The sequence below is a fragment of the Melaminivora jejuensis genome (assembly GCF_017811175.1).
In the GTDB taxonomy this organism is placed as follows: Bacteria; Pseudomonadota; Gammaproteobacteria; order Burkholderiales; family Burkholderiaceae_C; genus Melaminivora; species Melaminivora jejuensis.
Genome location: NZ_JACWIJ010000002.1, coordinates 87,420 through 114,293, shown reverse-complemented (window position 1 = coordinate 114,293; position 26,874 = coordinate 87,420). Strand labels below are relative to the sequence as shown.

Sequence of the window (26,874 nt, the reverse complement as noted above, 5' to 3'; positions counted from 1 at the left end):
GCCTTGCTGTACAAGCGCTGACAGCTATTGATTTGATAGTTTAAGCTGGCTACAGCCGGCCCTTGAGAGCGGCCTGTCAAGACTGGTAGTCGTCGTCCAAGGAGCGGTCGAAGCGCGGATCGACTTCGCCGGCGGGGGCGTTTTCCGCCTGCTGCTGGGCCTGGACGTGCTGGTAGATGGTCTTGATCAGCGGCTCGCAGCCCTCGCGCGTCAGTGCCGAAATCTGGAACACCGGCCCCTGCCACTTGGAGCGCTTGACGAAATCCTGCACCCGCGCGGCGCGCTCCTCGGCGGGCACCATGTCCAGCTTGTTGAGCACCAGCCAGCGCGGCTTGGCGTGCAGCGCGGGGTCGTATTTCTTGAGCTCGGCGACGATGGCGCGGGCCTGCGCCACCGGATCCACACCTTCGTCAAAGGGCGCCAGATCGACGATGTGCAGCAGCAGCCGGGTGCGCTGCAGGTGTCGCAGGAACTGGTGTCCCAGCCCGGCGCCCTCGGAAGCCCCCTCGATCAGGCCGGGGATGTCGGCAACGACGAAGCTCTGCTCCGGCCCCACGCGCACCACGCCCAGGTTGGGGTGCAGCGTGGTGAAAGGGTAGTCGGCGATCTTCGGTCGCGCGTTGGACACGGCCGCGATGAAAGTGGACTTGCCGGCATTGGGCATACCCAGCAGGCCGACGTCGGCCAGCACCTTGAGTTCGAGCTTCAGGTTCTTGCGCTCGCCCGGCCAGCCGGGCGTCTTCTGGCGCGGCGCGCGGTTGATGGAGCTCTTGAAGCGCAGGTTGCCGAAGCCCCCGTCGCCGCCCTTGGCAATGGTGATGACCTCGCCCGGGTTGAGCAATTCATGCAGCACCTGACCGGTATTGGCGTCGCTGATGATGGTGCCCACGGGCATCTTCAGCGTGATGTCGCTGCCGGCGGCACCGAACATGTCCGAGCCCATGCCGTGGCCGCCGCGCCTGGCCTCATGCCGGCGCGAGTAGCGGTAGTCCACCAGGGTGTTCAGATTCGGGTCGGCCAGCGCGAAGACGTGGCCGCCGCGCCCGCCATCGCCGCCGTCCGGCCCGCCGAATTCCTTGTATTTCTCGTGGCGAAAGGACACGCAGCCATTGCCACCGTCGCCGGCGGCGACGTCGATGAAGGCTTCGTCGACAAATTTCATGGGGGTGCAGTTTACAAAAGCGCGGCAGCAGGCCGCGCAAACAGCAAAGCCCCGGGGCAGCACGGCTGCGTCACGGGGCTTTGCGGATCAGGCCTGTCGCCAGGCTTGAGGGGCTGGCCGATCAGGCCGGGGTGATGCTGACCGTATGCTTGGACAGCGCGCCCTTGGTGGCGAACGACACACGGCCATCGACCAGCGCAAACAGCGTGTGATCCTTGCCGATGCCGACGTTGTCGCCGGGGTGCATGCGCGTGCCGCGCTGGCGCACGATGATGGAGCCGGCGCTGATCAGCTCACCGCCGTAGGCCTTCACACCGAGCATCTTGGGCTTGGAATCGCGCCCGTTTCGCGTAGAGCCGCCGCCTTTTTTCTGTGCCATGAGAGTTTCTCCTGGTGCTCAAGTCATCAAGCGGCAATCGCCTCGATCTGCAGTTCGGTGAACTGCTGGCGATGGCCCTGGTGTTTCTGGTAGTGCTTGCGACGGCGCAGCTTGAAGATACGCACCTTGTCGTGCTTGCCGTGGGCCACGACGGTGGCCTTGACGCTGGCGCCGGATACCAGGGGCGTGCCCACCTTGAGTTCGGTGCCGTTGCCGACAGCCAGAACCTGGTCGATCACATACTCCTGGCCCACATCCGCAGCAATCTGTTCTACCTTGATTTTTTCGCCAACAGCAACGCGATACTGCTTGCCGCCGGTTTTTATGACCGCGTACATGTAAACCTCTTTGTAGAGTTGAAGTTCTGCAAACGAATTTCTGCAGAACCGGTAATTGTACTGCGCTGCAGCAAAAACCGCAAAGCGCACCCGGATCCCGGGTGCAGGAAGGCGCCGGATGCGCTTCCTATAATTGACGGTTTTGCATCAACCGCCTCACCTCACCTTGGCCGCCTCATCCCCCAGCACCGCCGCCGCCCTTGCGCTGATCCAGCCGGACATGCGCGAGGTGGACAACGTCATCGCCGAGCGTCTGCACTCGGGCGTTCCACTGGTCGGCCAGGTGGCGCGCTACATCATCTCCGCTGGCGGCAAACGTCTGCGCCCGGCCCTGCTGCTGCTGATGGCCGGCGCGCTGGGCTACCGGGGCGCACAGCGCTTCAACCTGGCTGCCGTGGTCGAGTTCATCCACACCGCAACGCTCCTGCACGACGATGTGGTGGACGAGTCCACGCTGCGCCGGGGCCGCGCCACTGCCAACGAGAGCTTCGGCAACCCGGCCAGCGTGCTGGTGGGCGACTTCCTGTACTCGCGCGCTTTCCAGATGATGGTGGACACGGGCAACATGCGCGTGATGGCGGTGCTGGCCGATGCCACCAACGTCATTGCCGAAGGCGAGGTGCAGCAACTGATGAACACGCACGATGCCTCGCTCGACGAAGCAGGCTATCTGCATGTCATACGCTCCAAGACCGCCAAGCTGTTCGAGGCCAGCGCCCGCCTGGCCGCCATCCTGGCCGGCTGCACACCCGAGGTCGAGCAGGCCTGCGCCGAATACGGCCAGGCACTGGGCACTGCCTTCCAGGTCATCGACGACGTGCTCGACTACGACGGCGACGCGCACGAGATGGGCAAGAACCTGGGCGACGACCTGCGCGAGGGCAAGGTCACGCTGCCGCTCATCATTGCCATGCAGCGCTGCACGCCGCAGCAGCGTGAACTGCTGCGCGGCGTGATCGAAAGCGGCACGGTCGAAGATTTGACGCCGGTGATGGCCATCATCCGCGAAACGGGCGCACTGGCCGCCACACACAAAGCCGCCGCTGGCCAGGCACGGTTGGCCATGGATGCAATTCGTGCGCTGCCAGCCAATTCCTACACCGAAGCTTTGCTACAATTGGCGGCTCAGCTGCTTGAGCGGCGCACCTGAAGCCAAGGGCGCGCAATGCACAAGCACATCGGGGTGTAGCTTAGCCTGGTAGAGCGCTACGTTCGGGACGTAGAGGCCGGAGGTTCGAATCCTCTCACCCCGACCAGATCTTTCCCGCACATCGAGAACTCGCAAAGCCCCGCACGCCGGGGCTTTGTCGTTTCTGCGTCTCCATCGGCAGCCGCAGCGTCCGGCTCCGTCGATGATAGGATGACCCATTGTCGTCAAATACCTTGCTGGTTACATGGTCACCGCCAATCCCGCCCAGAAACAGGCCCAGCCCGTCGCCCTGCCGGGCCTTGCCCGCGCCCTGATGTCCGTGGGCAAGCTGGATCAGCAGACGGCCGAAGAGCTCTTTCGCAAGTCCCAGGCAACGCGCACGCACTTCATCACCACGCTGACGTCTGCCACGTCCATCACCAGCGCCGAGCTGGCGCATACCGTCTCCTCCATCTTCGGCGCACCCCTGCTCGACCTGGATGCGCTCGATCCGCTGCGCACTTCCCGCGACCTGCTGGACATCAAGCTGTGCCAGGCATACGGCGTGATGGCCCTGGCCAAGCGCGGCAATCGCCTGATCGTGGCCACGGCAGACCCGACCCAACAGGAAGCAGCAGAAAAAATCAAGTTCACCACCCAGCTGGGTGTGGATTGGGTAGTTGCCGAGCACGACAAGCTGCTGCGGCTGATCGACGCCGCCGTCAAGGGCGACGAGGCACTGCAGGCAAGCGCCGGACTGGACGACTTCAATTTCGACGACATCCAGCCCGAAGCGGAGCAAAGCGAGGACGAGAGCGCCGCCAGTGAGGTCGAAGACGCACCCATCGTCAAATTCCTGCACAAGATGCTGCTTGATGCCTTCAATATGCGTGCATCGGACTTGCATTTCGAGCCCTACGAGCACCAGTACCGGGTGCGCTTTCGCATCGATGGCGAGCTGCGCGAGATCGCCTCCCCGCCGATCGCCATCAAGGACAAGCTGGCTTCGCGCATCAAGGTGATTTCACGCCTGGACATTTCCGAAAAACGCATACCCCAAGACGGTCGGATGAAGCTCAAGGTGGGTCCCGATCGGGTGATCGACTTTCGTGTCAGCACCTTGCCTACGCTGTTTGGCGAAAAGATCGTGATCCGTATCCTCGATCCCAGTAGCGCCAAGCTGGGCATCGAGGCGCTGGGCTATGAGCCAGTCGAAAAGGAGCGCCTGCTCAGCGCCATTGGCCGACCCTACGGCATGATCCTGGTCACCGGGCCGACGGGTTCGGGCAAGACGGTTTCGCTCTACACCTGTCTGAACCTGCTCAACAAACCCGGGGTCAACATCGCCACGGCGGAAGACCCCTCGGAAATCAACCTGCCGGGGGTCAATCAGGTCAACGTCAACGACAAGGCCGGGCTGACGTTCGCTGCTGCCCTCAAGGCTTTCCTGCGCCAGGATCCGGACATCATCATGGTCGGTGAAATTCGCGACCTGGAAACTGCCGACATCGCCATCAAGGCCGCCCAGACCGGTCACCTAGTGCTGTCTACGCTGCACACCAACGACGCACCCACCACGCTGACCCGGATGCGCAACATGGGCATTGCGCCATTCAACATCGCCTCCAGCGTCATCCTGATCACTGCCCAGCGCCTGGCGCGCCGGCTGTGCCCTAACTGCAAGGAGCCGGCAGACATCCCGCACGAAGCCCTGCTGGACGCCGGCTATCCAGACGATGAGCTCGATGGCTCGTGGGTGCCTTATCGGGCAGTGGGCTGCTCGGCCTGCAACAACGGCTACAAGGGCCGAGTCGGCATCTACCAAGTCATGCCCATCAGCGAGGAGATGCAGCAGATTATCCTGCGCGACGGCAGTGCGCTGGACATCGCTGCCCAGGCCAGGCGCGAAGGCGTGCGTTCCCTGCGCGAATCGGCTCTGCACAAGGCTAAGTTGGGCGTGACATCGCTGGACGAAGTGCTGGCGGTCACCAATGAGTGATGCAAGCGGTGCAGAAAAAACAATGACGAGGGATTGACGACATGGCCACGACTGCAGCGCGCGACATCAAGGATGTCGTCTATGAATGGGAAGGCAAAGATCGCAGCGGCAAGATCGTTCGCGGCGAACTGCGCGCATCTGGAGAAAACCAGGTCAAGGCCACGCTGCGGCGCCAGGGCGTGCTGCCCACCCGGATCAAGAAGCGGCGCATGCGCTCGGGCAAGAAGATCAAGCCCAAGGACATTGCCCTGTTCACGCGCCAGATGGCCACCATGATGAAGGCCGGCGTGCCCCTGCTGCAATCCTTTGACATCGTCGGGCGCGGCAACGCCAATCCCAGTGTCACCAAACTGCTCAACGACATCCGCTCGGATGTGGAAACCGGCACGTCGCTCAATACCGCGTTCCGCAAATACCCGATGTATTTCGATGCGCTGTACTGCAATCTGGTCGAGGCCGGCGAGGCGGCGGGCATTCTGGAGGCGCTGCTGGATCGACTGGCCCTGTACATGGAAAAGACCGAGGCCATCAAATCCAAGATCCGCTCGGCCCTGATGTATCCGATTTCGGTAATCGTGGTGGCTTTCATCGTGGTCACCATCATCATGATTTTCGTGATTCCGGCGTTCAAGGAGGTCTTCACTTCCTTCGGCGCCGACCTGCCCGCGCCAACCCTGCTTGTCATGGGCATCAGCGAGTTCTTCGTCAGCTATTGGTGGTTGATCTTCGGCGTGATCGGCGGCAGCTTCTATTTCTTTATGCAGGCCTGGAAGCGCAGCGAGCGTATGCAGCAGGTCATGGATAGGGCGCTGCTCAAGCTGCCGATTTTTGGCGTGCTCATCGACAAATCCGCCGTGGCGCGTTGGACGCGCACCCTGTCCACCATGTTTGCTGCCGGCGTGCCTCTGGTGGAGGCCCTGGACTCGGTGGCGGGCGCCAGCGGCAACTACGTGTACGCATCAGCGACGGAAAGGATCCAGCAGGAAGTCTCCATCGGCACCAGCCTGACCGCTGCCATGGGCAACGCCAACGTCTTTCCGTCCATGGTGTTGCAGATGACAGCCATCGGCGAGGAGTCCGGCGCGCTGGATCACATGCTGGGCAAGGCTGCCGATTTCTACGAAGCCGAGGTCGATGAAATGGTGGCCGGCCTGTCCAGCCTGATGGAGCCCATCATCATCGTCTTTCTGGGCTCGCTGATCGGCGGCATCGTGGTGTCGATGTACCTGCCCATCTTCAAGCTCGGTCAGGTGGTCTGATGTTCGGCACACTGCTGGTCGATGCGCTGGTCGTCGGCATCCTGGGTCTGCTGGTGGGCAGCTTCCTGAATGTGGTCATCCATCGCCTGCCACAAATGATGGAGCGCCAGTGGGCTGCCGAATATGCTCAGTACGCGCAGGAAAGCGGGTTGCCGGTGCAGACGGGCGGGCCAGCCAACGCCGTCAATGCTGCAGATGCCGCACCCTTCAATCTGTGGACACCGCGCTCGCGCTGCCCTTCCTGCGGCCATGGAGTGCGTTGGTTCGAGAATATTCCAGTGCTGAGCTGGCTGTTCCTGCGCGGACGCTGCTCGGCCTGCCAGGCTCCTATCGGCCTGCGCTACCCGCTGGTCGAGTTGGCCACCGGCGCACTGTTTCTTGCCTGTGCCTTGCGCTGGGGCTGGACGCCAGTCACAGCGCTATGGTGCGCCTTCTGTGCGACCCTGGTGACCCTGACGGCCATCGACTGGGACACCACTTTGCTGCCCGACGACATCACGCTGCCGCTGCTGTGGGGCGGGCTGCTGGCTGCCGTGGCCGGCCTGACCGGGGTGTCGCCAGCGGACGCCATCATCGGCGCAACAGGCGGCTATCTGTCCCTGTGGGCGGTGTACTGGGCCTTCAGGTTGGCCACTGGCAAGGAGGGCATGGGCTATGGCGACTTCAAGCTGTTCGCTGCCCTGGGGGCGTGGTTCGGCTGGCAAGCCCTGGTGCCCATCATCCTGCTAGCCTCGGTCATCGGCGCCATCGTCGGCATTGCCCTGAAGCTGGCCAGCAATCTGCGCGAGGGCAAATATGTCCCCTTCGGCCCCTTTCTGGCCGGCGGTGGTCTGGCCGCGCTGCTATGGGGGCCGCAGCGCATCATGCAGGCCGTGCTGTCCGTGCTGGGGTTGGCATGACCATTCGCTCCCACATCCGACTGGGCGTCACCGGCGGCATCGGCAGCGGCAAGAGCACTTTCGCTGCCATGCTGCGAGGCTGCGGCGCGGCTCTGGTCGATGCGGATCAGCTGGCCCGTGGGGTCACGCTGCCTGGCGGCTCGGCCATTGAGGAGATCCAGCGCCAGTTCGGCGCTGAATTCATCGACGCCTCAGGCGCGCTGGATCGAGCCCGGATGCGCGCCCTGGCCTTTGCCGACCCGGCAGCCCGCGCCCGCCTGGAGGCCATCGTGCATCCGCTGGTAGGCCAGGCCATTGCCCAGGCCGAAGAAGCGGCGTCGGCTGCTGGCTACGAGTTGGTGGTGCTGGACATCCCCTTGCTGACCGAATCGGCCCACTGGCCACGTCAGCTCGATGCCGTAGTGGTCGTGGACTGCCTGGAGGCGACGCAGATCAGGCGCGTACAGGCGCGCAGCGGGCTGGACGTGGCGGCCATCGAAGCCATCATGGCGACGCAAAGCAGCCGTGCCAGGCGCCGGGCCACAGCCGACTGGGTAATTTTCAACGATGGGCTGTCACTGCAGCAACTGCAGGCGCTGGCGCACAAAGTCGCGTCACACTTCGGGCTATGATCCAAAAGCAAAAGCCGGTCTTGCCGCCATGCGCCCGCCGCCCCAACAACCCCGCAGCGTGATCCTCTACGAATACCCTTTCAACGAACGACTGAGAACCTATTTGCGCCTGGAGCAGTTGTTTCGTCGCCTGGGCGAGCTCATGGGACGCGCCCACTCGCTGGATCATCACTATGCTCTGGTCAGCATTTTCGAGGTCATGGACGTGGCCGCGCGGGCCGACCTGAAGGCCGACGTGCTCAAGGATCTGGAGCGCCACAGGCACCAGTTCGAAGGCTACAGGGGCAATCCGTCAATTTCCGAAAGCGCTCTGGAGAGCGTGATCGGACAGCTCGACGAGTGTTTTGCCCAGCTCAACGCCCAAAACGGCAAGGCTGGTCACTCTCTGACCGAAAACGAGTGGCTGATGAGCATCCGCAGCCGCATCGGCATCCCCGGTGGCACCTGTGGCTTCGACCTGCCGGCCTACTACGCCTGGCAGCAGCTCCCGCCCGAGCGACGCCAGCAGGATCTGCAGCGCTGGTCGGCCACTCTGGCTCCTCTGGCCGATGCCGTCCTGCTGCTGCTGCGCCTGCTGCGCGACGCCGGTCTGCCGCAAAAGGTCGCCGCCCAGAACGGGCAGTTCCAGCAGAACCTGCCGCAGGGCCGCAGCTTTCAGCTGCTGCGCCTGCGCATCGATCCCACGCTGGGCCTGATTCCTGAAATCAGCGGCAACCGCCTGATTGTCTCGGTGCGCCTGATGCGCCAGGAGCCTGGTGGCCGCCTGGTGGCCAGTCATGAAGATGCCTCGTTCGAGCTCACCCTGTGTGCCTGAGGAGGCCTCTCCATGACCAGTGACACCACACCCTTTCCAGCCTCGAAGCAGGTCGCCTGCCCGACCTGCGGCGGCCCCAGCCTGTACAGCGCGGCCAACCCATACCGACCCTTTTGCAGCAGGCGCTGCCGCGACATCGACCTGGGTGCCTGGGCAGCCGAGGAGTTTCGCGTACCCGATGCGGAGCCGGATGCAGGTCTGCCGCCGGATGGCGATCAGGCCTCGTAGATTGACAAGACCACATCGGCGGCACGCTGTCGCAGCGCGATGAGGGCCTGGTACTGCGCCGAGGCGAACCAGCCGCGTGCCGCAACCAGATCGGGAAAGCCGATCACGACCACATCCTCATGCGACTCATGACCCGAGAGCCGATCGGCCCGCGTGCCACGCATTAGCATCTCGCCTTGCCAGGGCAGCAGCGTCTGGCCAACCCGGCTGCGGTACTCGGCCCACAGCCGCTCGTCCAGCACGGTGATGCGACCGATGACTTGGGCCTGGCTCATGGCTCGCCGCTCCTTGCCGCGTCAGACGTCATACGCCGAGATAGCGCTGGATGATCTCGGGCTGGGCCTTCAACTCTGCGGCTGTGCCTTCATGGGCAATGTGGCCATTGTTCAGGATATAGACCCGCTTGGCCAGCGACAGCGTTGCCGCCAGGTTCTGCTCGATCAACAAGATGGTCTGCCCGGCCTGGGCCAGTTCGCGGCAGATGCGCACCAGATCCTTGACGATGACTGGCGCCAGCCCCTCGAAAGGCTCGTCGAGCAGGATGATCTTGGGGTCGCGCACCAGGGCGCGGGCAATGGCCAACATCTGCTGCTCGCCACCCGACAGGTCGGTGCCCCGGCTGCGGCAGCGGTCGCGCAGGCGCGGGAACATCTCGTAGATGCGCGCCAGCGGCCACTTGTTGCTGGCAGTCAGCCCGGCCAGGATGATGTTCTCCTCAACCGTCAGGCTGCCGAAGATGCGCCGCTCCTCATGCACCAGCTACATACCGTGGCGCGCGATGGCATGGGCCTTCTGGCCGGCCAGCTCCACGCCATCGAGCCTGACGCTGCCGCTGCGCGGCTTGACCACGCCCATCAGGCTCTTGAACGTGGTGGATTTGCCGGCGCCGTTGCGCCCCAGCAGCGCCACGACTTCGTTCTTCTCGACGCGCATCGCCACGTCGAACAGGATGTGGCTGTCGCCGTAGTAGCTGTTCAGTCCACTGACTTCGAGCAGGCTCATGCCATCTCCTCATAGACACCACCAAGGTAGGCTTCCTGCACCTTGGCATTGGATTTGATTTCTTCCGGCGTGCCTTCCACCAGCAGACTGCCCTCTTGCAGCACTGTGATGCGCTCCACCAGCTCGAACAGCGAGTCCATGTCGTGGTCGATGACCACCAGAGTTCGGCCCTGGGCGATGGACTTGAGCAGCGCTACGGTCTCGACACGTTCCTCGTGGCTCATGCCGGCCAGGGGTTCATCGAGCAGCAGCAGCGAGGGCGAGGAAGCCAGCGCCAGGCCGATCTCCAGGCGGCGCTTCTCGCCGTAGGCCAGCTCGGATACCGGAGCATCCAGGCGGCGCGTCAGATGCACCAGGGCTGCCGTGCCCTCGACCTGCTCGGTCAGGCCGGGCACGCGATTCATGCTCTTGAGAAAATCCAGCTTGAACTTGCCACGGATTTCCGCCAGTGCCGAGATCTGCAGGTTCTGCCGCACCGTCAGGCGCTCGAACAGCTGGTTGATCTGGTAGCTCTTGGTCAGGCCAAGCTGGCAGGCGTCGACCACGCCCATGCCGGTGATGTCGCGACCCTCGAAGGTGATAGCCCCCGTGGTCGGCTCGACCTCGCAGGTCAGCATCTTGAAGAAGGTGCTCTTGCCGGCGCCATTGGGGCCGATGATGCCGCGAATCTCGCCGTGATCGACGCTGAAGTCGATGTCCTTGTTGGCCAGCAGGCCGCCATAGCGCTTGCTCAGGCCCTTGACCTGCAGGATGGGGCCGCTTTGCCGCCCAGCCGGGCTTTGTCGCTGCTTGAGCGTCACTGCACCCATGCGTTGCGCCGCCGGTACCGTGGCGCTGGCCGGAGCCGTCTGCGCCGGCTGGCGCCCGCGCGTGATCAGCATGTACAGATCGGCCAGGCCGCCGGCAATGCTGCGCCGCAGGAAAACCACCAGCAGCACAAAGACCAGGCCCAGAATCAGCTTCCAGGTCGTGCCCAGCTTGAAGGTGACTTGGAACAGATCGCTCAGATACAGCCAGGTAGCCGCGCCCAGTAGCGGGCCGAACAGGGTGCCGGCACCACCGATGGCCGTGGCACTTTCCGCCAGAAGCAAGAGAGTCAGCGTTTTGTAAGGTTTGGGATTTATTGAAACTTGCACACAGGCCCGACCGGCGGCGGTCGGAAAGCCCGGGGCAGCTTCAGGAAGGCTGGCGTGCGATACCCGGGCGGGCAGCCAGCAAGTCCAGGATGGGATAGGCCCCCGGCAGTACGGGCGCAACATCGGGCGGGCAGGCTTGCCAGCTCAGCTCCTGCCCCTCGCGCGCCTGCAGGGCGCCTTGCCAATGTTCGACGAGGCACCAGTGCAGGCGCACCCGGGCATGGGGATAGTCGTGCTCGGTGACCTGCCAGGTCTGGATGCGCTGGGCGTCCATGCCCAGCTCTTCGTGCAACTCGCGCCGCAGCGCCTGCTCGATCGTCTCGCCAGCCTCGACCTTGCCGCCCGGAAACTCCCAATAGCCCGCGTAGGGCTTGCCCGGCGGACGGGTGGCCAGCAGGAAGCGGCCATCGGCACGCAGCACGATGGCGACTACCACTTCGGTGCGCGGGCGGGCTTGGTCGGCCTGGATCACGCCGGCTGCCGCCCTGCGTAGTCGCGGGCGAACTGCCAGGCGACCCGGCCACTGCGCGAGCCGCGCTCCAGCGCCCAGACCAGCGCCTCGGGGCGCGCCGCCTCGATGGCTTCCTGCGCCACGCCAAAGGCCGACAGCCACTGCGCCACGATGGTCAGATACTCGTCCTGGCTGAAGGGGTAGAAGCTGACCCACAGGCCGAAGCGCTCGGACAGGGAGATCTTTTCCTCCACCACCTCGCCCGGATGGATTTCGCCATCGGCGCTGGTGGTGTAGCTCAGGTTGTCCTTCATCTGCTCGGGCAGCAGGTGGCGGCGGTTGCTGGTGGCATAGACCAGCACGTTGGGCGTGCTTGCCGCCACCGAGCCGTCCAGGATGGACTTGAGCGCCTTGTAGCCGCCCTCGCCTTCCTCGAAGCTCAGGTCGTCGCAGTAGATGATGAATTTCTCGGGCCGCCCGGCCACGACCTCGACGATGTCGGGAAGATCGGTCAGGTCGGCCTTGTCCACCTCGATCAGGCGCAGGCCATCGGCGGCGTAGGCCTGCAGGCAGGCACGGATCAGCGAGGACTTGCCGGTACCGCGCGCGCCGGTCAGCAGCAGGTTGTTGGCGCTGCGCCCATGCACGAACTGCTCGGTGTTGCGCTGCACCTTTTCCTTCTGGGCATCAATCTCCTTGAGATCCTCCAGCCGCATCACCGCCACCTGGCGCACCGGCTCCAGCGCGCCGTGGCCGCTGGCGCGCTTGCGGTAGCGCCAGGCTACGGCTGCCGACCAGTCGGGCGCGGCCAGCGGCCCGGGCAGGACAGCCTCGATGCGCGCCATGAGGCGCTCGGCACGTTCCATCAATTGTTGAAAATTTATGGTCATTTTGGCTTCAATGCCTTGCTGGACAAGCGGTGTCAGCTATTATTTTAGTAGTAAATCAAAGTGATATCAGGAGCGGTAGTCCGCGTTGATGGTCACGTAGTCATGGCTCAGATCACACGTCCAGACGGTGTCCGCCGCCTCGCCCCGGCCCAGCAGCACGCGCACCGTGATCTCGCTCTGGCGCATGACGCGCTGGCCGTCCTCCTCGCGGTAGGCCGGGTTGCGCCCGCCCTGCACGGCCACATGCACATCGTCCAGGTACAGGTCGATCAGCGTCTGATCCAGATCGGCAATACCGGCGTAGCCGACAGCAGCCAGGATGCGGCCCAGGTTCGGGTCGCTGGCGAAGAAGGCCGTCTTGACCAGTGGCGAGTGCGCGATGGCATAGGCCACCTGGCGGCACTCCTCGCCTGTCCTGCCGCCCTCGACGCGCACGGTGATGAACTTGGTCGCACCCTCGCCGTCGCGCACGATGGCCTGCGCCAGCTCCTGCGCCACGGCCAGCAGGGCAGCCTTGAGTTGCTGGCCCGCTTCGCTGCCCAGCTGCGTGATGGGCGCGTGGCCGGCCTGGTGTGTAGCCACCAGCATGAAGGAGTCGTTGGTCGAGGTGTCGCCGTCGATGGTGATGCGGTTGAAGGACGCATCGGCCAGCTCGCACACCAGCGGCTGCAGCAACTCGGGCGCGATGCAGGCATCGGTGGCGACAAAGCCCAGCATGGTGGCCATGTTGGGCCGGATCATGCCGGCGCCCTTGCTAATGCCAGTGATGCTGACCGTGCGCCCTTCGATCTCCACCCGCCGGCTGGCGGCCTTGGGCAGGGTATCGGTGGTCATGATGCCCTCGGCAGCGCGGCCCCAGTGCGCCGGCTGCGCGTCGGTCAGCGCGGCCGGCAGGCCGGCGACGATGCGCTCCACGGGCAGCGGCTCCATGATGACGCCGGTGGAAAACGGCAGCACCTGACTGGTTTCGATGCCCAGTTGCTGCGCCAGCGCCGCGCAGGTGTCCCGCGCCGCCTGCAGCCCGGCGGCGCCGGTGCCGGCATTGGCGTTGCCGGTGTTAACGACCATGGCGCGGATGGCGCTGCCGCCATGCAGGTGCTCGCGGCAGACCTGCACCGGCGCAGCGCAGAAGCGGTTGCTGGTGAAGACACCGGCCACGCTGGCGCCCTCGTCCAGCAGGAACACCGTCAAATCCTTGCGATTGGCCTTGCGCACGCCGGCTTCGGCGACGCCGATGCGGACACCGGCGACGGGGTGCAGACTGCGGACATCGGGGGCGGACAGATTCACGGGCATGGCCTCATCCTTGACAAGTGGCGATGAAATGAAAAAGCCGGCGCCGCCCTGGATGCGTGCGCCGGACTGTGGCGGCTCAGTGCTTCAGGTCAGCTTGCCGTGGCACTGCTTGTACTTCTTGCCGCTGCCACACGGGCAGGGGTCGTTGCGGCCCACACGCACGCCAGGTGTCGCCAGGGCTGCAGTGCCGGCCTGGGCAGCGCCCTCGTTCACCTGCGGGTTGCCGTCCTCGCCCGGCGCGGTGTAGGTCACGTTGGCAATGCTGCCCTCGCCGCGCTGCTCCATGGCCTGGGCGGCCTCGTCCAGTTGGGTGGGCGACTGCACCTGCACCGTCATCATGACGCGGGTGACTTCGTTCTTGACCTGGTCGATCAGCTGGCGGAACAGCTCGAAGGCCTCGCGCTTGTATTCCTGCTTGGGCTGCTTTTGCGCGTAGCCGCGCAGGTGGATGCCCTGGCGCAGATAGTCCAGCGCCGCCAAGTGGTCACGCCAGTTGGTGTCGAAGCTCTGCAGCAGCACCATGCGCTCGAACTGGGTGAAGTTCTCCTGCCCGACCTGCGCCACCTTGGCCTCGAAGGCCTCGCGACCGGCCTTCTGCACCAGCTCCAGGATGTCCTCGTCGGTGATGGCCTCCGAGCCCTCGACCAGCTTTTGCAGCGACAGCTCAATCTGCCAGTCCGTGGCCAGGGCCTTTTCCAGCGCCGGCAGATTCCATTGCTCCTCCACTGACTCGGGCGGCACGTACTGATGCACGACATCGGCCAGGCAATCGTCGCGCATGACGTCGATCAGCTGGGCCAGCTCGGTGGTGTCCAGGATTTCGTTGCGCTGCTGGTAGATGACCTTGCGCTGGTCATTGGCCACGTCGTCGTATTCGAGCAGCTGCTTGCGGATGTCGAAGTTGCGCGCCTCGACCTTGCGCTGGGCGCTCTCGATGCTGCGCGTGACGATGCCGGCCTCGATGGCCTCGCCCTCGGGCATCTTCAGGCGATCCATGATGGCCTTGACGCGGTCGCCGGCAAAGATGCGCATGAGCTGGTCGTCCAGGCTCAGGTAAAAGCGCGAGGAGCCCGGATCGCCCTGGCGGCCCGAGCGACCGCGCAGCTGGTTGTCGATGCGCCGCGACTCATGCCGCTCGGTGGCGATGATGCGCAGGCCGCCCAGGGCCGACACCCGGGCGTTGTCTTCCTTCCACTGGGCGCGCAGTTCTTCGGCGCGGGCGGCGCGCTGTTCGGGCGTCAGACTCTCGTCCTCATCCAGTGCGGCGATGGCCTTTTCCACGTTGCCGCCCAGCACGATGTCGGTGCCGCGCCCGGCCATGTTGGTGGCAATCGTGATCATGCCGGGGCGGCCCGCCTGGGCGACGATGTCGGCCTCGCGGGCGTGCTGCTTGGCGTTGAGCACCTGATGCGGCAAGTTGGCCTGCGTCAGCAGCTGGGCGATGATTTCCGAGTTCTCGATCGAACTCGTGCCTACCAGCACCGGCTGGCCGCGCTCGTGGCACTCGCGGATGTCGGCAATCGCCGCGTCGTATTTCTCGCGCGTGGTCTTGTACACGCGGTCGAGCTGGTCATCGCGCCGGCTGGGCCGATTGGGGGGGATGACCACGGTCTCCAGGCCGTAGATTTCCTGGAATTCGTAGGCCTCGGTGTCCGCCGTGCCGGTCATGCCCGACAGCTTGGCGTACAGGCGGAAGTAGTTCTGGAAGGTGATCGAAGCCAGCGTCTGGTTCTCGGCCTGGATGGTCACGCCCTCCTTGGCCTCCACCGCCTGGTGCAGCCCCTCGCTCCAGCGCCGGCCCGACATCAGGCGACCGGTGAACTCATCGACGATGACGATCTCGCCGCCCTGCACCACGTAATGCTGGTCGCGGTGGTACAGGTGGTGCGCGCGCAGCGCCGCGTACAGGTGGTGTACCAGGGCGATGTTGGCCGGGTCGTACAGCGTCGCGCCTTCGGCAATCAGGCCGTGGCTGGCCAGGATGCGCTCGGCGTTCTCGTGGCCCTGCTCGGTCAGGAAGACCTGGTGTGTCTTTTCATCGACGGTGAAGTCGCCCGGCTTGGTCACGCCCTCGCCAGTGCGCGGGTCGGCCTCGCCCTCCTGGCGCGTGAGCAGCGGCACGATCTTGTTGATGGCCACGTACATGGCCGTGTGGTCATCGGCCTGGCCGCTGATGATCAGCGGCGTGCGCGCCTCGTCGATCAAGATGGAGTCCACCTCATCGACGATGGCGTAGTTCAGCGGCCGCTGCACGCGCTCGCGCGCGTCATAGACCATGTTGTCGCGCAGGTAGTCGAAGCCGTATTCGTTGTTGGTGCCGTAGGTGATGTCGCTAGCATAGGCTGCCTGCTTTTCCTCGCGCGGCATCTGCGGCAGGTTGATGCCCACCGACAGGCCCAGGAAGTTGTACAGCCGGCCCATCCATTGCGCGTCGCGGCTGGCCAGGTAGTCGTTCACCGTGACAACATGCACGCCCTGGCCCGACAGGGCATTCAGATAGACCGGCAGCGTGGCCGTGAGCGTCTTGCCCTCGCCGGTGCGCATCTCGGCGATCTTGCCGTGGTGCAGCGCCATGCCACCGATCAGCTGCACGTCGAAGTGGCGCATCTTCATGACGCGCTTGGAGCCTTCGCGCACCACGGCGAAGGCCTCGGGCAGTAGCGCGTCCAGGGTTTCGCCGCGGGCGATGCGCTCCTTGAACTCCTGCGTCTTGCCGCGCAGTGCTTCGTCGCTCAGTTTTTCGTACTCCGCTTCCATGGCGTTAATGCGCGCGACGGTTTTGCGGTATTGCTTGAGCAGCCGGTCATTGCGGCTGCCGAAGATCTTGGTGAGGAAGTTGGTGGCCATGCGTGCAGGACCGCCGGAGCGCGCCGACTGGGCGGCGCCTAGGCGGGCGCGTTTCCTAGATGAGAGGTGTCCGACTTGCCGCCCCGGATGCCTGTGGACAACACAAGGCACAGGAGCAGCAAAACAGGGCATTCTACATTTGCGCTTTTGCTGCCTCGAATGGCCGCCTGCCGAGCTGGTCGATAATTGCCGCCCCGTCCGTCGCCCCTGCCCTGTCGCCTCCATGAACCGCCGCCACCACGCCATCACCGTCCAGCAGGCCAGCCAGGAAGCGCCCACGCTGGCGCGCCTGACGGCACTCACGCGCGAGTCCAGCGAACGCCTGCGGGCCGTGGAAGTCCTGATTCCGCCGCTGCTGCGTCCGGCCCTGCAGGCCGGCCCGATCGAGGGCGATAGCTGGTGCCTGCTGGTGCGCGGCAATGCTGCCGCCGCCAAGCTGCGGCAATTGCTGCCGGCGCTGCAGGCACATTTGCGCAGTCGGGGCTGGGAAGTGAACTCGATCCGCCTGAAGATCCACAGCTGAAGGCCGGGGCAGCAAGGCCCGCACAATGCCTGTGTGGCGCGGCGAATGAAAAAAGAGGGGGTGGGGAGATGGTGCCGGTTGTCGGATTCGAACTGACGACCTACCGCTTACAAGGCGGGTGCTCTACCAACTGAGCTAAACCGGCATCTGGGCATCTGGGTGAAGGCGGCATTGTAGCCGCCAAAACCGCCCACGACATGCAAAACTGATCATGCCATCCGGTCGGCATCCTGCCTGGGCAGGCTGGGGCTACTTCACACGCTTAAGGGAAGGCCGGGAAACGCCGCCGCCCGGAGGCTGGGGCGGGCGCGGCTCGTCGCCATCGTGCTGGTCGCTCCCCTCGCCCTCCTCTTCCGGCGCCAGGCTGCCCACCGATTGCAGCGCCCGGGGGCCGCGCCCGCTGCCTTCGGCAGGCGCTGCGCCCAGGAGCGCCCCGGCGGTCTGGACTTCGGGTTCATCGTCCAGCGGGAAGGCCATGCCCTGGCCATTCTCACGTGCATAGATGGCGATCACGCGGCGCATCGGCACGATGATGTCGTGTGGCCGACCGCCGAAGCGCGCCTTGAACTCGACGAAGTCATTGCCAAGCTGCAACCCGCCCGTGGCGTCATAGCTGACGTTGAGCACGATCTCGCCGTTATTGACGTACTCGCGCGGCACGCGCACCGACTCGTTGACCCGCACGACCAGATAGGGCGTGAAAGCGTTGTCCGTACACCACTCGTGCAGCGCCCGGATCAGGTAGGGCCGGGTGGACGGAAAGGCCAGGGAATCGTCGTTGGTCGTCATGCGGGCAGGCTCAGGTCAGGCGGTGGCAGTCACTTGCGCATGACTTTTTCGGATGGCGTCAGCGCTTCGATGTAGGCCGGGCGCGAGAAGATGCGCTCGGCGTATTTGAGCAGCGGTGCGGCGTTCTTGGACAGCTCGATGCCGTAGTAGTCCAGGCGCCACAGCAGTGGGGCAATGGCCACGTCCAGCATGGAAAAGCCCTCGCCCATCATGTATTTTTGCTTGAGAAACACCGGGGCGAGTTGCGTCAGACGCTCGCGGATGTGGGCGCGCGCGGCCTCCTGGGCCTTTTCGTTGCCCTTGGTGGCGCGCGACTCCAGCGTGTTCACGTGGACGAACAGCTCTTTCTCGAAATTCAGCAGGAACAGGCGCACGCGCGCGCGATCCACCGGGTCGCCCGGCATCAGCTGCGGGTGCGGGAAGCGCTCGTCGATGTACTCGTTGATGATGTTGGACTCGTACAGGATGAGGTCGCGCTCGACCAGGATGGGCACCTGGCCGTAGGGATTCATCACGCTGATGTCCTCGGGCTTGTTGTACAGATCGACGTCCCGGATCTCGAAATCCATGCCTTTTTCGAACAGCACGAAGCGGCAGCGGTGGGAGAAGGGGCAGGTCGTGCCCGAGTAAAGCACCATCATGGTGTGTGGCTCCTGAAAATCAAAAAGAGTGGACGCGCCGGCGCGACCACTCTGGAATCCGGCCGGACAGCAGGCCTGCACCTGCTGCCCGGCCTGGGTTGCAACGCTTACTTGACGTCCTTCCAGAAGGCGGCATTCAGCCTCCAGGCGATGAAGGTGAACACGGCCAGGAAGGCCAGCACCCAGACGCCGATGCGCACGCGGGTGTTCTGCGCCGGCTCGCCCATCCACTGCAGGTAATTGACCAGATCGCCCACGGCCTGGTCGTACTGCTGCTCGCTCATGCTGCCCGGCGAGATCTGCTCCCAGCTGCGGAACACATGCTCGGTGCTGTCGCCCACGGTGCGCTCCTCGAACACCGGACGGCGCTCGCCTTGCAGCTGCCACAGCGCGTGCGGCATACCGACGCTGGGGAAGGCCAGATTGTTCCAGCCCGTGGCCTTGGTGTCGTCGCGATAGAAGGTGCGCAGGAAGGTGTAGAGGTAGTCGGCACCTGAGCCGCCGGAGCCGGCGCGAGAGCGGGCAATCACCGTCAGGTCGGGCGGGTTGGCGCCGAACCATTCCTTGGCCTTGAGCGGGTCAATGGCCGCCTTCATGGTCTCGCCGACCTTGTCGGTGGTGAACAGCAGGTTGTCCTTGATCTGCTCGTCGGTCAGGCCGATGTCCTTCAGGCGGTTGAAGCGCATGAAGGCTGCCGAGTGGCAGTTCAGGCAGTAGTTGACGAACAGCTTGGCGCCGTTTTGCAGCGATGCGGTATCGCTGACGTTCACGGGCGCCTTGTCCCAGGCCACGCCGCCCTCGGCAGCGTGGGCACCGGCCATCAAGCCCACGGCGGTGAGCAACGCAAAAAGCATCTTCTTCATGTTGATGTTCTCCAGCTCGGGCTCAGTGGGCGGCAAAGGTCACGCGCTCGGGCACGGGCTTGGGTGTGCCCAGGCGGCTCCACCAGGGCATGAGCAGGAAGAAGCCGAAATAGAACAGCGTGCCGACCTGCGAGACGCGCTCGCCGATGGGCGACGGCGGCTGCACGCCCAGATAGGCCAGGATCACGAAGTTGACCACGAACACGGCATAGACCCACTTGTGCCAGTCGGGACGGTAGCGGATGGAGCGCGCCGGGCTCTGATCTAGCCAGGGCAGGAAGAACAGGATCACCACGGCACCGCCCATGACCACCACGCCCCAGAACTTGGCGTCGATGGCCAGCATCAGGGCGATGCCCACCACGGCGGCGCCCAGCACGATGGCCTTCATGATGCCGGGCAGGCGGGCCTTGAGCACGCCAAAGCCGGCACCCAGCACCACGCAGGCGATCAGCGCATACATCATCTCGCTGGTGATGGCACGCAGCATCGAATAGAACGGCGTGAAGTACCAGACCGGGGCGATGTGCGCGGGCGTCTTCAGCGGATCGGCCGGGATGAAGTTGTTGTACTCCAGGAAATAGCCGCCGAACTCGGGCGCAAAGAAGATGATGGCCGAGAAGATGAACAGGAAGATGGCCACGCCGAAGATGTCATGCACCGTGTAATACGGATGGAAGGGCACGCCGTCCAGCGGATGGCCGTTGGCGTCCACTGGCTTGCCCGGGCCCTTGATCTCGATGCCGTCGGGGTTGTTGGAGCCCACGTCGTGCAGCGCCAGCAGGTGCGCCACGACCAGGCCCAGCAGCACCAGCGGCACGGCGATGACGTGGAAGCTGAAGAAGCGGTTCAGCGTTGCATCGCCCACCACGTAGTCACCACGGATCAGCAGCGCCAGGTCGGGGCCGATGAAGGGAATAGCCGAGAACAGGTTCACGATCACCTGCGCGCCCCAGTACGACATCTGGCCCCAGGGCAGCAGATAGCCCATGAAGGCTTCGGCCATCAGCGCCAGGAAGATGGCGCAGCCGAAGATCCAGACCAGCTCGCGCGGCTTGCGGTAGCTGCCGTACAAGAGGCCACGGAACATGTGCAGATAGACCACGACGAAGAACGCCGAGGCGCCCGTGGAGTGCATGTAGCGGATCAGCCAGCCCCAGGGCACGTCGCGCATGATGTACTCGACCGACTCGAACGCCTTGGCAGCGTCGGGCTTGTAGTGCATCACCAGAAAAATGCCGGTGACGATCTGGATCACCAGCACCAGCAGCGCCAGCGAGCCGAAGATGTACCAGAAGTTGAAGTTCTTCGGAGCGTAGTACTCCGACATGTGAACCTTGTAGGCATCGAAGGCCGTCGGAAAACGGTTCTCCAGCCAGTTCATCGTCTTCGCACCCGCCGAGGCATTGGGCGAAAGCTCCTTGAATTCGCGGTAAGCAGCCATCTGTCAGTGCCTCCCTCAGGCTTTCTTGTCTTCGCCGATGAGCAGCCTGGTGTCCGACAGGTACATGTGCGGCGGCACCGGCAGGTTGTCGGGCGAAGGCTTGTTCTTGAACACCCGGCCCGCCATGTCGAAAGTCGAGCCGTGGCAGGGGCACAGGAAGCCGCCGTGCCAGTCATTGGGCAGCGAGGGCTGCGGGCCGGTGGCGAATTTGTCCGAAGGGGAGCAGCCCAGGTGCGGGCAGATGCCCACGGCCACCAGGATTTCCGGCTTGATGGAGCGGTGCTCGTTTTGCGCGTAGGGCGGTGTGAACTCTGCCGGGTTGCGCTGGGACTGCGGATCGGCCAGCTGGCCATCGAGCTTAGGCAGATCGGCCAACTGCTCGGGCGTGCGGCGGATGATCCACACCGGCTTGCCGCGCCACTCGACGGTAATCTTCTCGCCCGGCTTGAGCTGGGAGATATCCACCTCGACCGCAGCGCCGGCCGCCTTGGCCTTCTCGGACGGCTGGAACGTGCTGACAAAGGGAACGGCAACTGCCACGCCGCCCGCCGCGCCAGCGCAGCCGGACGCGATCAGCCACGTCCGCTTGCTGGAGTCGATCGGAGTATCACTCATGGGGATCCTCGGTATGCATCGTTATAAAAGGTCAACGGCAAATTGTAGCGGAGCGAAAAAGTTCCCCGGCCGCGCCGCGCCGCGCCATGCTCGGCAATACTGCCGGCCTTGTTCCAACACACGAAAGGCTGCACATGAGCATTGCACAGGAATTTCGCGAATTTGCCGTCAAGGGCAACGTCATCGATCTGGCCGTAGGCGTGATCATCGGCGGCGCCTTCGGCAAGATCGTGGACTCGGTGGTCAACGATCTGATCATGCCGGTGGTCGGCCTGGTCTTTGGCAAGCTGGATTTTTCCAACCTGTTCATACCGCTGGCGCACATTCCGCCGGACACGCCGCACACACTGGAGGCGGTGCGCAAAGCCGGCGTACCAGTGTTCGCCTATGGCCACTTCATCACCGTGGGCCTGAACTTCTTCATCCTGGCCTTCATCATTTTCATGATGGTCAAGCAGATCAACCGCTTGAAGCGCGAGTTTCCGCACCACGCCGAGGAGCCGAAGAAAGACGAGCCGCCTCCGCCGCCGCCCGAGGACATCGTGCTGCTGCGCGAGATCCGCGACAGTCTCAAGCGCCCGCAGAACTGAGTGCGCGTGCCATGCGCACGGCCTCGATCAGGCTGGCCGCATCGGCCACGCCGCGCCCGGCGATGTCGAAGGCCGTGCCGTGATCCGGGCTGGTGCGCACCAGCGGCAGGCCCAGGGTCACGTTGACGCCCTTGTCCACGCCCAGGTACTTCACCGGGATCAGGCCCTGGTCGTGGTACATGGCCAGCACCACGTCGAACTCGCCTGGCCGCTGCGGAGTGTGCCGGGCGCGCATGAAGACCGTGTCCGGCGCGTACGGGCCATGCGCGTCCAGCCCCGCCGCGCGCGCCGCCGCAATGGCCGGCGCGATGATGTCGAGCTCCTCGCGCCCAAACAGGCCGCCCTCGCCAGCGTGCGGATTCAGCCCGGCCACGGCCATGCGCGGCGCCCGGCCCAGGCTGCGGCCCAGTGCTGCATGGGTGATGTGCAGCGTCTGCAGCACGTTGTCCAGCGTCACGGCAGCAATCGCCTCGCGCAGCGCCATGTGGATGCTGACCAGCACGGTGCGCAGCTCGTCGCTGGCCAGCATCATGCGCACCGGCATCTGCGCAATCGGCACGCCGGCGTGGCGCGCGGCCTCGGCCTGCAGCAGCTCGGTATGGCCCGGATAGGGCACGCCGGCGGCGGCCAGCGCCTCCTTGTGCAGCGGCGCCGTGACCAGGCCGGCCACCTGCCCGGCCAGCGTGGCGCGCGTGGCCCAGAGCACGCAGTCGGCAGCGGCGCGACCCGCCTCGGCGCTGACCACGCCCAGCGGCACGGATTGCGGCAGGCCCGGCAGCTGCCACACCGGCAGGATGTGCGGCGGCAGATCGGCCAGCGTATCCAGATGCTCGATGCGCTGCACTGCCAGCGCCGGGCGGCCAGGCGGCTGCACCAGCGCCAGGGCGCGCGCCAGCGTGGCCGTGTCGCCGACCGCGAAGCAGCCCTGCAGCAGCTCGGGCGCCGTGCAAAAGGCCTGCGCGACGATCTCCGGGCCTATGCCTGCCGGGTCGCCCTGGGTGATGGCCAGGGGTTTGGAATATGCCGAAAAGGCCTGGGAAATATCAGTCAAATCGACCTCCAGCCCTTGCTGGACAAGCGTTGACAGCTATTGAAATCATAGTCAAGCCGGATTGTCGATGTCGATGAATTCATGCTCCAGGCCCAGCTCGGCGGCCACGTAGGCGGCCACGGCCGGTGCGCCGTAGCGCTCGGTCGCATGGTGGCCGGCGGCGATGAAGGCCACGCCACTCTCGCGCGCCAGGTGCGGCTGCGGCTCGGACATCTCGCCGGTGATGAAAGCATCGGCCCCGGCGGCAATCGCCGCCTCGAACCAGTCCTGCGCCCCGCCCGAGCACCAGGCGACGCGCCGGATGGGCCGTGGCGTGCCGTCCGGTGCCACCAGCGTCACCGCCCGGCCCAGCGCCTGCTGCACCAGCTGCGCCAGCACCTGGGCGCTGGCCACCTCGCAAGGCGCGGCAAAGCCCAGGTCATATTCGCCAAAGCGCGCGTCCCACTGCCAGCCCAGGCGGGCGCCCAGCTGCGCGTTGTTGCCCAGTGTCGGGTGCGCGTCCAGCGGCAGGTGGTAGGCGATCAGGTTGATGTCGTGCGCCAGCAGGCGCTGGATGCGCTCTTTGAGCCAGCCGGTGATGCGCCCGTCCATGCCGCGCCAGAACAGGCCGTGATGAACGAACAGCGCGTCGGCATGCGCCGCTATGGCCGCGTCGATCAGCGCCCGGCTGGCCGTTACGCCGCTGACGATGCGGCGGATATGCGGCCTGCCCTCAATCTGCAGGCCATTGGGGCCGTAGTCCTTGAAGCGCGCCGGCTCCAGCAGCGCATCCAGGCGGGCCAGGAGATCTTGTCTTGCAATGCTCATGTATTCATTGTGCCGCGCCCGTCCGACGCCGGGGCTACCCGTGCAGGCGCGACAATCAGGGCCTTTGCCCCCACGCCCCACCTGCCATGAAGCGCTACTGGTTGCTGTTTTCCCAGGCCGTGACGGTACTCGTCGCCGCCTACTTCGTCGTTGCCACACTGCAACCCACCTGGCTGCAGCGCGGCGTGGCCACCACGCGCGCCGGCATCTCAGTCATCGAGGCGCCCGAGGTGCCGGGCGGCCAGCCGGTGGCCGGCAGCTTCAGCGCGGCAGCGCGCAAGGCCTCGCCGGCGGTGGTCAGCATCAACACCAGCAAGGCGGTGCGCCACCCGCGCAGCAACGACCCGTGGTTCCAGTTCTTCTTCGGCGACCAGGGCACGCAGGCGCAAATGGGCCTGGGCAGCGGCGTCATCATCAGCCCCGAGGGCTACATCCTGACCAACAACCACGTGGTCGAGGGCGCCGACGAGATCGAGGTGACGCTCTCGGACAGCCGCCGCGTGCGCGCCAGCGTGATCGGCACCGACCCCGAGACCGATCTGGCCGTGCTGCGCGTGCAGCTGGACAAGCTGCCCGTGATCGTGCTGGGCGACTCCGATCAGCTGGCCGTAGGCGACCAGGTGCTGGCCATTGGCAACCCCTTTGGCGTCGGCCAGACGGTGACCAGCGGCATCGTCTCGGCACTGGGGCGCAGCCAGCTGGGCATCAACACCTTCGAGAACTTCATCCAGACGGATGCCGCCATCAACCCCGGCAACTCGGGCGGCGCGCTGGTCGATGTCAACGGCAATCTGATGGGCATCAACACGGCCATCTATTCACGCTCGGGCGGCAGCATGGGCATAGGCTTTGCCATCCCCGTGTCCACGGCGCGGCTGGTGCTCGATGGCATCGTGCGCGACGGCCAGGTCACGCGCGGCTGGATCGGCGTGGAGCCCAATGAACTCTCGCCCGAGCTGGCGCAGACTTTTGGCGTGCGCGCCACCGAGGGCGTGATCATCACCGGCGTGCTGCAGGGCGGCCCGGCGGCGCAGGCCGGCGTGCGTCCGGGCGACGTCATCCTGCAGGTGGGCGGCAAGCCGACCAACACCGTGCCGCAGCTGCTCACCGCCGTGGCGGCGCTGAAACCCGGCGCGAGTGCGCCCTTCCAGGTGCAGCGCGGCGACGAGCGCATCGAGCTGGCCGTCGTGCCCGGCACCCGCCCGCGCGCCCTGCAGCAGCGCCGTTGAGCATCAATAGAGAACTATCAAAAAATAGCTGCCAACGCTTGTCCCACAAGCCCTGGCAGCCGTTTCGGCTACAAACCCGGCGGTGAAGACCGCCGAAGGCGCGCTCAGCGGGCCGACTCGGTGCCGTCCTCGGGCGCCTTGGTGTGGCGGATGAACAGCTGCGCCGCCCAGATGCCCAGCTCGTACAGCAGGCACATCGGGATGGCCAGCGCCAGTTGCGAGACCACGTCCGGCGGCGTGACGATGGCCGCCACGATGAAAGCGCCGACCACGAAATAGCCACGGATGCTCTTGAGCTTGTCCACGCTCACCACCTCCAGGCGCGCCAGCACGACCACGGCGATCGGCACCTCGAAGGCCAGGCCGAAGGCCAGGAACATGGTCATGACGAAGCCCAGATAGGCCTCGATGTCGGGCGCGGCGGTGATGCTCTTGGGGGCAAAGCCCTGGATGAAGCTGAACACCTGGCCGAAGACGAAAAAGTAGCAGAACGCCACGCCCAGAAAGAACAGCAGCGTGCTGGACACCACCAGCGGCAGCACCAGGCGTTTTTCGTGCGAGTACAGCCCCGGCGCGACAAAGGCCCAGACCTGGTACAGCACGAAGGGCAGCGCGATCAGGAAGGCCGACAGCAGCAAAATCTTGAGCGGCACCATGAAGGGCGAGATGACCGAGGTGGCGATCATGGTCGCGCCCTGGGGCAGATGCGACACCAGCGGCGCGGCCAGCAGGTCGTACAGCCGCCCCGGCCCGGGCCAGAAAAACAACACGGCGGCCACGAGGCCCACGGCGATCAGCGCGCGCACCAGCCGGTCGCGCAGCTCCATCAGGTGCTCGACAAAAGGCTGCTCGGTGCCGGCCAGCTCGTCTTGGGATTTGGTGGGTTCAGACATGGCTTCAGGTGGCGGCGCGCTGCCACCGGCAGCGGGGCGCCGCTGCACCGGCGGTCGTCAAGCGGGCTGCCGGTGCCAGGGTTCAAGGGGAAAGGCCCAGGCCTCTCAGCGGAACTTGCGGGGCCGAAAGCGCGCCACGCGCGCCGCACCCGATTGCACATGGGTGCGCACGCCGGCGCGCGCCTTGTACCAGCGCGGCACGGCGGCGCGCTTGAGGCGCCAGTTCTTGCCCGGATGGCGATAGCTGGGCACCACTGCCGACGCATCGGCAAAGCCGGACGCCGCACCGGCACTGCCGTCGGCGGAGGACTCCAGCCCGGCGACGGCCTGATTCCAGTCCTTCTCGAAATTGCCGGCCTCGGTGCGGATGCTGTGCTCGACATCGCGCGCCGCGCCCTCGATGTCGCTCTTCATCTTGCGCAGCTCGTCGAGCTCCATGGAGCGGTTGACCTCGGCCTTGACGTCGGCGACGTAGCGCTGCGCCTTGCCCAGCAGCGTGCCCACGGTGCGCGCCACGCGCGGCAGTTTCTCCGGGCCGATGACGACCAGCGCCACGGCGCCGATCAATGCCATCTTGGACAGGCCGATGTCGATCATGCGGGCTTCAGCGGACGGTGCAGGGGGCAGATGCAGGCAGCATCAGGCACTTCAGCCCTTGCGCCGGGCTTCGACATCGATGGTGGAGCGGTCGGCGGACGGGGCATTGCCCGTCACCTGGCCCACTGGCGGCTGGGCCGCAGCATCGGCCTCGGCAGAGCCGTCGCGCATACCGTCCTTGAAGCCCTTGACGGCGCCGCCCAGATCGGAGCCGATGTTCTTGAGCTTCTTGGTGCCGAAGACCAGCACCACGATCAAGAGCACCACCAGCCAGTGCCAGATGGAAAACGTACCCATGAAAATCTCCTAATGTTTGCTCGCTCGCTTCAACCCGGACGCCGCTGCCGGCTGACGGGTGCCACGAATCCAGGCCATTTTAGACGCCGGGCCGG

General features: G+C 65.3%; 29 protein-coding genes, 2 tRNA genes and 1 pseudogene. 11 read left to right on the top strand and 21 right to left on the bottom strand.

Annotated features, from left to right (window positions below; genetic code table 11):
• Nucleotides 1-76: 76 nt before the first annotated feature.
• The 3 genes from cgtA to rplU all read right to left on the bottom strand — a co-directional run bounded on the left by cgtA (nt 77) and on the right by rplU (nt 1,879).
• The gene (gene cgtA / locus IDM45_RS00835) at nt 77-1,162 is read right to left on the bottom strand and encodes an Obg family GTPase CgtA (RefSeq protein WP_209421230.1); all 1,086 of its coding nucleotides are present in this window, start codon (nt 1,160-1,162) and stop codon (nt 77-79) included.
• 121 nt (nt 1,163-1,283) lie between these two features.
• Nucleotides 1,284-1,541, bottom strand: a complete 258-nt coding sequence (rpmA, locus tag IDM45_RS00830) for a 50S ribosomal protein L27 (RefSeq protein WP_209421229.1) — start codon at nt 1,539-1,541, stop codon at nt 1,284-1,286.
• A 26-nt stretch (nt 1,542-1,567) separates the two neighbouring features.
• Entirely contained in the window at nt 1,568-1,879 is a 312-nt protein-coding gene (rplU, locus tag IDM45_RS00825) for a 50S ribosomal protein L21 (protein ID WP_209421228.1), read from the bottom strand.
• 166 nt (nt 1,880-2,045) lie between these two features.
• Between rplU and IDM45_RS00820 the strand changes: the two genes are divergently transcribed.
• The 8 genes from IDM45_RS00820 to IDM45_RS00785 all read left to right on the top strand — a co-directional run bounded on the left by IDM45_RS00820 (nt 2,046) and on the right by IDM45_RS00785 (nt 8,818).
• Nucleotides 2,046-3,029, top strand: a complete 984-nt coding sequence (locus IDM45_RS00820; protein ID WP_209421227.1) for a polyprenyl synthetase family protein — start codon at nt 2,046-2,048, stop codon at nt 3,027-3,029.
• Between the two features lie 29 nt (nt 3,030-3,058).
• Nucleotides 3,059-3,135: transfer RNA gene (locus IDM45_RS00815), tRNA-Pro, on the top strand.
• Nucleotides 3,136-3,273: 138 nt separating this feature from the next.
• On the top strand, nt 3,274-5,007 hold the full coding sequence (gene pilB / locus IDM45_RS00810) for a type IV-A pilus assembly ATPase PilB (protein WP_209421226.1): 1,734 nt from the start codon (nt 3,274-3,276) through the stop codon (nt 5,005-5,007).
• Between the two features lie 41 nt (nt 5,008-5,048).
• Nucleotides 5,049-6,266: a type II secretion system F family protein gene (locus IDM45_RS00805; protein ID WP_209421225.1), complete on the top strand. Its 1,218-nt coding sequence runs from the start codon at nt 5,049-5,051 to the stop codon at nt 6,264-6,266.
• Nucleotides 6,266-7,165 carry a prepilin peptidase gene (locus IDM45_RS00800; RefSeq protein WP_209421224.1) on the top strand — a complete coding sequence of 300 codons (900 nt, stop codon included), beginning with the start codon at nt 6,266-6,268 and terminating at the stop codon, nt 7,163-7,165. The genes IDM45_RS00805 and IDM45_RS00800 overlap by 1 nt, the downstream gene beginning before the upstream one ends.
• Nucleotides 7,162-7,776 carry a dephospho-CoA kinase gene (gene coaE, locus IDM45_RS00795; RefSeq protein ID WP_209421223.1) on the top strand — a complete coding sequence of 205 codons (615 nt, stop codon included), beginning with the start codon at nt 7,162-7,164 and terminating at the stop codon, nt 7,774-7,776. The genes IDM45_RS00800 and coaE overlap by 4 nt, the downstream gene beginning before the upstream one ends.
• A gap of 58 nt (nt 7,777-7,834) precedes the next feature.
• A complete protein-coding gene (gene zapD / locus IDM45_RS00790; RefSeq protein WP_209423939.1) occupies nt 7,835-8,590 on the top strand; it encodes a cell division protein ZapD in 756 nt (251 codons plus the stop codon).
• A gap of 12 nt (nt 8,591-8,602) precedes the next feature.
• Nucleotides 8,603-8,818 carry a DNA gyrase inhibitor YacG gene (locus tag IDM45_RS00785; protein ID WP_209421222.1) on the top strand — a complete coding sequence of 72 codons (216 nt, stop codon included), beginning with the start codon at nt 8,603-8,605 and terminating at the stop codon, nt 8,816-8,818.
• On the opposite strand, the gene IDM45_RS00780 is transcribed toward IDM45_RS00785, so the two are convergent.
• From IDM45_RS00780 to secA, 7 genes and pseudogenes are all read right to left on the bottom strand, one after another.
• A complete protein-coding gene (locus tag IDM45_RS00780) occupies nt 8,806-9,093 on the bottom strand; it encodes a DUF1330 domain-containing protein (protein WP_209421221.1) in 288 nt (95 codons plus the stop codon). The genes IDM45_RS00785 and IDM45_RS00780 overlap by 13 nt on opposite strands.
• Nucleotides 9,094-9,121: 28 nt before the next feature.
• Nucleotides 9,122-9,751, bottom strand: a pseudogene (locus IDM45_RS17380) (ABC transporter ATP-binding protein).
• A 65-nt stretch (nt 9,752-9,816) separates the two neighbouring features.
• Nucleotides 9,817-10,911, bottom strand: coding sequence for an ABC transporter ATP-binding protein (locus tag IDM45_RS00770; protein ID WP_209421220.1), 1,095 nt, complete (start codon nt 10,909-10,911; stop codon nt 9,817-9,819).
• Between the two features lie 85 nt (nt 10,912-10,996).
• Nucleotides 10,997-11,428, bottom strand: coding sequence for an NUDIX domain-containing protein (locus tag IDM45_RS00765; protein ID WP_269783619.1), 432 nt, complete (start codon nt 11,426-11,428; stop codon nt 10,997-10,999).
• Entirely contained in the window at nt 11,425-12,297 is an 873-nt protein-coding gene (locus tag IDM45_RS00760; protein WP_209421219.1) for an ATP-binding protein, read from the bottom strand. Before IDM45_RS00760 ends, IDM45_RS00765 begins: the two co-directional genes overlap by 4 nt.
• Before the next feature lie 66 nt (nt 12,298-12,363).
• Nucleotides 12,364-13,593 (bottom strand): bifunctional glutamate N-acetyltransferase/amino-acid acetyltransferase ArgJ, encoded by a 1,230-nt coding sequence (gene argJ / locus IDM45_RS00755; RefSeq protein ID WP_209421218.1) that lies wholly within the window; start codon nt 13,591-13,593, stop codon nt 12,364-12,366.
• 84 nt (nt 13,594-13,677) lie between these two features.
• Nucleotides 13,678-16,440, bottom strand: coding sequence for a preprotein translocase subunit SecA (gene secA / locus IDM45_RS00750; protein WP_209421217.1), 2,763 nt, complete (start codon nt 16,438-16,440; stop codon nt 13,678-13,680).
• Nucleotides 16,441-16,663: 223 nt separating this feature from the next.
• Here secA and IDM45_RS00745 point away from each other — a divergent pair, with 223 nt between their 5' ends.
• The gene (locus IDM45_RS00745) at nt 16,664-16,963 is read left to right on the top strand and encodes a hypothetical protein (protein WP_209421216.1); all 300 of its coding nucleotides are present in this window, start codon (nt 16,664-16,666) and stop codon (nt 16,961-16,963) included.
• A 69-nt stretch (nt 16,964-17,032) separates the two neighbouring features.
• Here IDM45_RS00745 and IDM45_RS00740 read toward each other — a convergent pair.
• From IDM45_RS00740 to petA, 6 genes are all read right to left on the bottom strand, one after another.
• Nucleotides 17,033-17,108 (bottom strand) — tRNA-Thr (locus IDM45_RS00740).
• Nucleotides 17,109-17,212: 104 nt separating this feature from the next.
• Entirely contained in the window at nt 17,213-17,752 is a 540-nt protein-coding gene (locus IDM45_RS00735) for a ClpXP protease specificity-enhancing factor (protein ID WP_209421215.1), read from the bottom strand.
• Nucleotides 17,753-17,781: 29 nt separating this feature from the next.
• Nucleotides 17,782-18,393 carry a glutathione S-transferase N-terminal domain-containing protein gene (locus tag IDM45_RS00730; RefSeq protein WP_209421214.1) on the bottom strand — a complete coding sequence of 204 codons (612 nt, stop codon included), beginning with the start codon at nt 18,391-18,393 and terminating at the stop codon, nt 17,782-17,784.
• 107 nt (nt 18,394-18,500) lie between these two features.
• Complete coding sequence (locus IDM45_RS00725; RefSeq protein WP_209421213.1) at nt 18,501-19,256, bottom strand: cytochrome c1; 756 nt, start codon at nt 19,254-19,256, stop codon at nt 18,501-18,503.
• 22 nt (nt 19,257-19,278) lie between these two features.
• Nucleotides 19,279-20,700, bottom strand: coding sequence for a cytochrome b (locus IDM45_RS00720; protein WP_209421212.1), 1,422 nt, complete (start codon nt 20,698-20,700; stop codon nt 19,279-19,281).
• A gap of 15 nt (nt 20,701-20,715) precedes the next feature.
• On the bottom strand, nt 20,716-21,315 hold the full coding sequence (gene petA / locus IDM45_RS00715) for a ubiquinol-cytochrome c reductase iron-sulfur subunit (RefSeq protein ID WP_209421211.1): 600 nt from the start codon (nt 21,313-21,315) through the stop codon (nt 20,716-20,718).
• A gap of 134 nt (nt 21,316-21,449) precedes the next feature.
• On the opposite strand from petA, the gene mscL reads away from it, so the two are divergent.
• On the top strand, nt 21,450-21,905 hold the full coding sequence (gene mscL, locus IDM45_RS00710; RefSeq protein WP_209421210.1) for a large conductance mechanosensitive channel protein MscL: 456 nt from the start codon (nt 21,450-21,452) through the stop codon (nt 21,903-21,905).
• Here mscL and pdxA read toward each other — a convergent pair.
• Nucleotides 21,886-22,956, bottom strand: coding sequence for a 4-hydroxythreonine-4-phosphate dehydrogenase PdxA (gene pdxA / locus IDM45_RS00705; RefSeq protein WP_232653644.1), 1,071 nt, complete (start codon nt 22,954-22,956; stop codon nt 21,886-21,888). The two genes, mscL and pdxA, sit on opposite strands and share 20 nt — an antisense overlap.
• 51 nt (nt 22,957-23,007) lie before the next feature.
• Nucleotides 23,008-23,763, bottom strand: coding sequence for a Nif3-like dinuclear metal center hexameric protein (locus tag IDM45_RS00700; RefSeq protein WP_209421209.1), 756 nt, complete (start codon nt 23,761-23,763; stop codon nt 23,008-23,010).
• 86 nt (nt 23,764-23,849) lie between these two features.
• Here IDM45_RS00700 and IDM45_RS00695 point away from each other — a divergent pair, with 86 nt between their 5' ends.
• A complete protein-coding gene (locus IDM45_RS00695; RefSeq protein WP_209421208.1) occupies nt 23,850-24,992 on the top strand; it encodes a trypsin-like peptidase domain-containing protein in 1,143 nt (380 codons plus the stop codon).
• 104 nt (nt 24,993-25,096) lie between these two features.
• Here IDM45_RS00695 and tatC read toward each other — a convergent pair whose 3' ends face one another.
• The 3 genes from tatC to tatA all read right to left on the bottom strand — a co-directional run bounded on the left by tatC (nt 25,097) and on the right by tatA (nt 26,779).
• Nucleotides 25,097-25,885, bottom strand: coding sequence for a twin-arginine translocase subunit TatC (tatC, locus tag IDM45_RS00690; RefSeq protein ID WP_209421207.1), 789 nt, complete (start codon nt 25,883-25,885; stop codon nt 25,097-25,099).
• Nucleotides 25,886-25,990: 105 nt separating this feature from the next.
• Nucleotides 25,991-26,482: a Sec-independent protein translocase protein TatB gene (gene tatB / locus IDM45_RS00685; protein ID WP_209421206.1), complete on the bottom strand. Its 492-nt coding sequence runs from the start codon at nt 26,480-26,482 to the stop codon at nt 25,991-25,993.
• A gap of 51 nt (nt 26,483-26,533) precedes the next feature.
• Complete coding sequence (gene tatA, locus IDM45_RS00680; RefSeq protein WP_209421205.1) at nt 26,534-26,779, bottom strand: Sec-independent protein translocase subunit TatA; 246 nt, start codon at nt 26,777-26,779, stop codon at nt 26,534-26,536.
• Between the last annotated feature and the right edge of the window lie 95 nt (nt 26,780-26,874).

Coding starts and splice junctions, on each gene's coding strand:
- cgtA (WP_209421230.1), bottom strand. CDS start 1,162: ATGAAATTTGTCGACGAAGCCTTCATCGACGTCGCCGCCGGCGACGGT.
- rpmA (WP_209421229.1), bottom strand. CDS start 1,541: ATGGCACAGAAAAAAGGCGGCGGCTCTACGCGAAACGGGCGCGATTCC.
- rplU (WP_209421228.1), bottom strand. CDS start 1,879: ATGTACGCGGTCATAAAAACCGGCGGCAAGCAGTATCGCGTTGCTGTT.
- pilB (WP_209421226.1), top strand. CDS start 3,274: ATGGTCACCGCCAATCCCGCCCAGAAACAGGCCCAGCCCGTCGCCCTG.
- IDM45_RS00805 (WP_209421225.1), top strand. CDS start 5,049: ATGGCCACGACTGCAGCGCGCGACATCAAGGATGTCGTCTATGAATGG.
- IDM45_RS00800 (WP_209421224.1), top strand. CDS start 6,266: ATGTTCGGCACACTGCTGGTCGATGCGCTGGTCGTCGGCATCCTGGGT.
- coaE (WP_209421223.1), top strand. CDS start 7,162: ATGACCATTCGCTCCCACATCCGACTGGGCGTCACCGGCGGCATCGGC.
- IDM45_RS00785 (WP_209421222.1), top strand. CDS start 8,603: ATGACCAGTGACACCACACCCTTTCCAGCCTCGAAGCAGGTCGCCTGC.
- IDM45_RS00780 (WP_209421221.1), bottom strand. CDS start 9,093: ATGAGCCAGGCCCAAGTCATCGGTCGCATCACCGTGCTGGACGAGCGG.
- IDM45_RS00760 (WP_209421219.1), bottom strand. CDS start 12,297: ATGACCATAAATTTTCAACAATTGATGGAACGTGCCGAGCGCCTCATG.
- argJ (WP_209421218.1), bottom strand. CDS start 13,593: ATGCCCGTGAATCTGTCCGCCCCCGATGTCCGCAGTCTGCACCCCGTC.
- secA (WP_209421217.1), bottom strand. CDS start 16,440: ATGGCCACCAACTTCCTCACCAAGATCTTCGGCAGCCGCAATGACCGG.
- IDM45_RS00745 (WP_209421216.1), top strand. CDS start 16,664: ATGAACCGCCGCCACCACGCCATCACCGTCCAGCAGGCCAGCCAGGAA.
- IDM45_RS00735 (WP_209421215.1), bottom strand. CDS start 17,752: ATGACGACCAACGACGATTCCCTGGCCTTTCCGTCCACCCGGCCCTAC.
- IDM45_RS00730 (WP_209421214.1), bottom strand. CDS start 18,393: ATGATGGTGCTTTACTCGGGCACGACCTGCCCCTTCTCCCACCGCTGC.
- IDM45_RS00725 (WP_209421213.1), bottom strand. CDS start 19,256: ATGAAGAAGATGCTTTTTGCGTTGCTCACCGCCGTGGGCTTGATGGCC.
- IDM45_RS00720 (WP_209421212.1), bottom strand. CDS start 20,700: ATGGCTGCTTACCGCGAATTCAAGGAGCTTTCGCCCAATGCCTCGGCG.
- petA (WP_209421211.1), bottom strand. CDS start 21,315: ATGAGTGATACTCCGATCGACTCCAGCAAGCGGACGTGGCTGATCGCG.
- mscL (WP_209421210.1), top strand. CDS start 21,450: ATGAGCATTGCACAGGAATTTCGCGAATTTGCCGTCAAGGGCAACGTC.
- IDM45_RS00700 (WP_209421209.1), bottom strand. CDS start 23,763: ATGAGCATTGCAAGACAAGATCTCCTGGCCCGCCTGGATGCGCTGCTG.
- IDM45_RS00695 (WP_209421208.1), top strand. CDS start 23,850: ATGAAGCGCTACTGGTTGCTGTTTTCCCAGGCCGTGACGGTACTCGTC.
- tatC (WP_209421207.1), bottom strand. CDS start 25,885: ATGTCTGAACCCACCAAATCCCAAGACGAGCTGGCCGGCACCGAGCAG.
- tatB (WP_209421206.1), bottom strand. CDS start 26,482: ATGATCGACATCGGCCTGTCCAAGATGGCATTGATCGGCGCCGTGGCG.
- tatA (WP_209421205.1), bottom strand. CDS start 26,779: ATGGGTACGTTTTCCATCTGGCACTGGCTGGTGGTGCTCTTGATCGTG.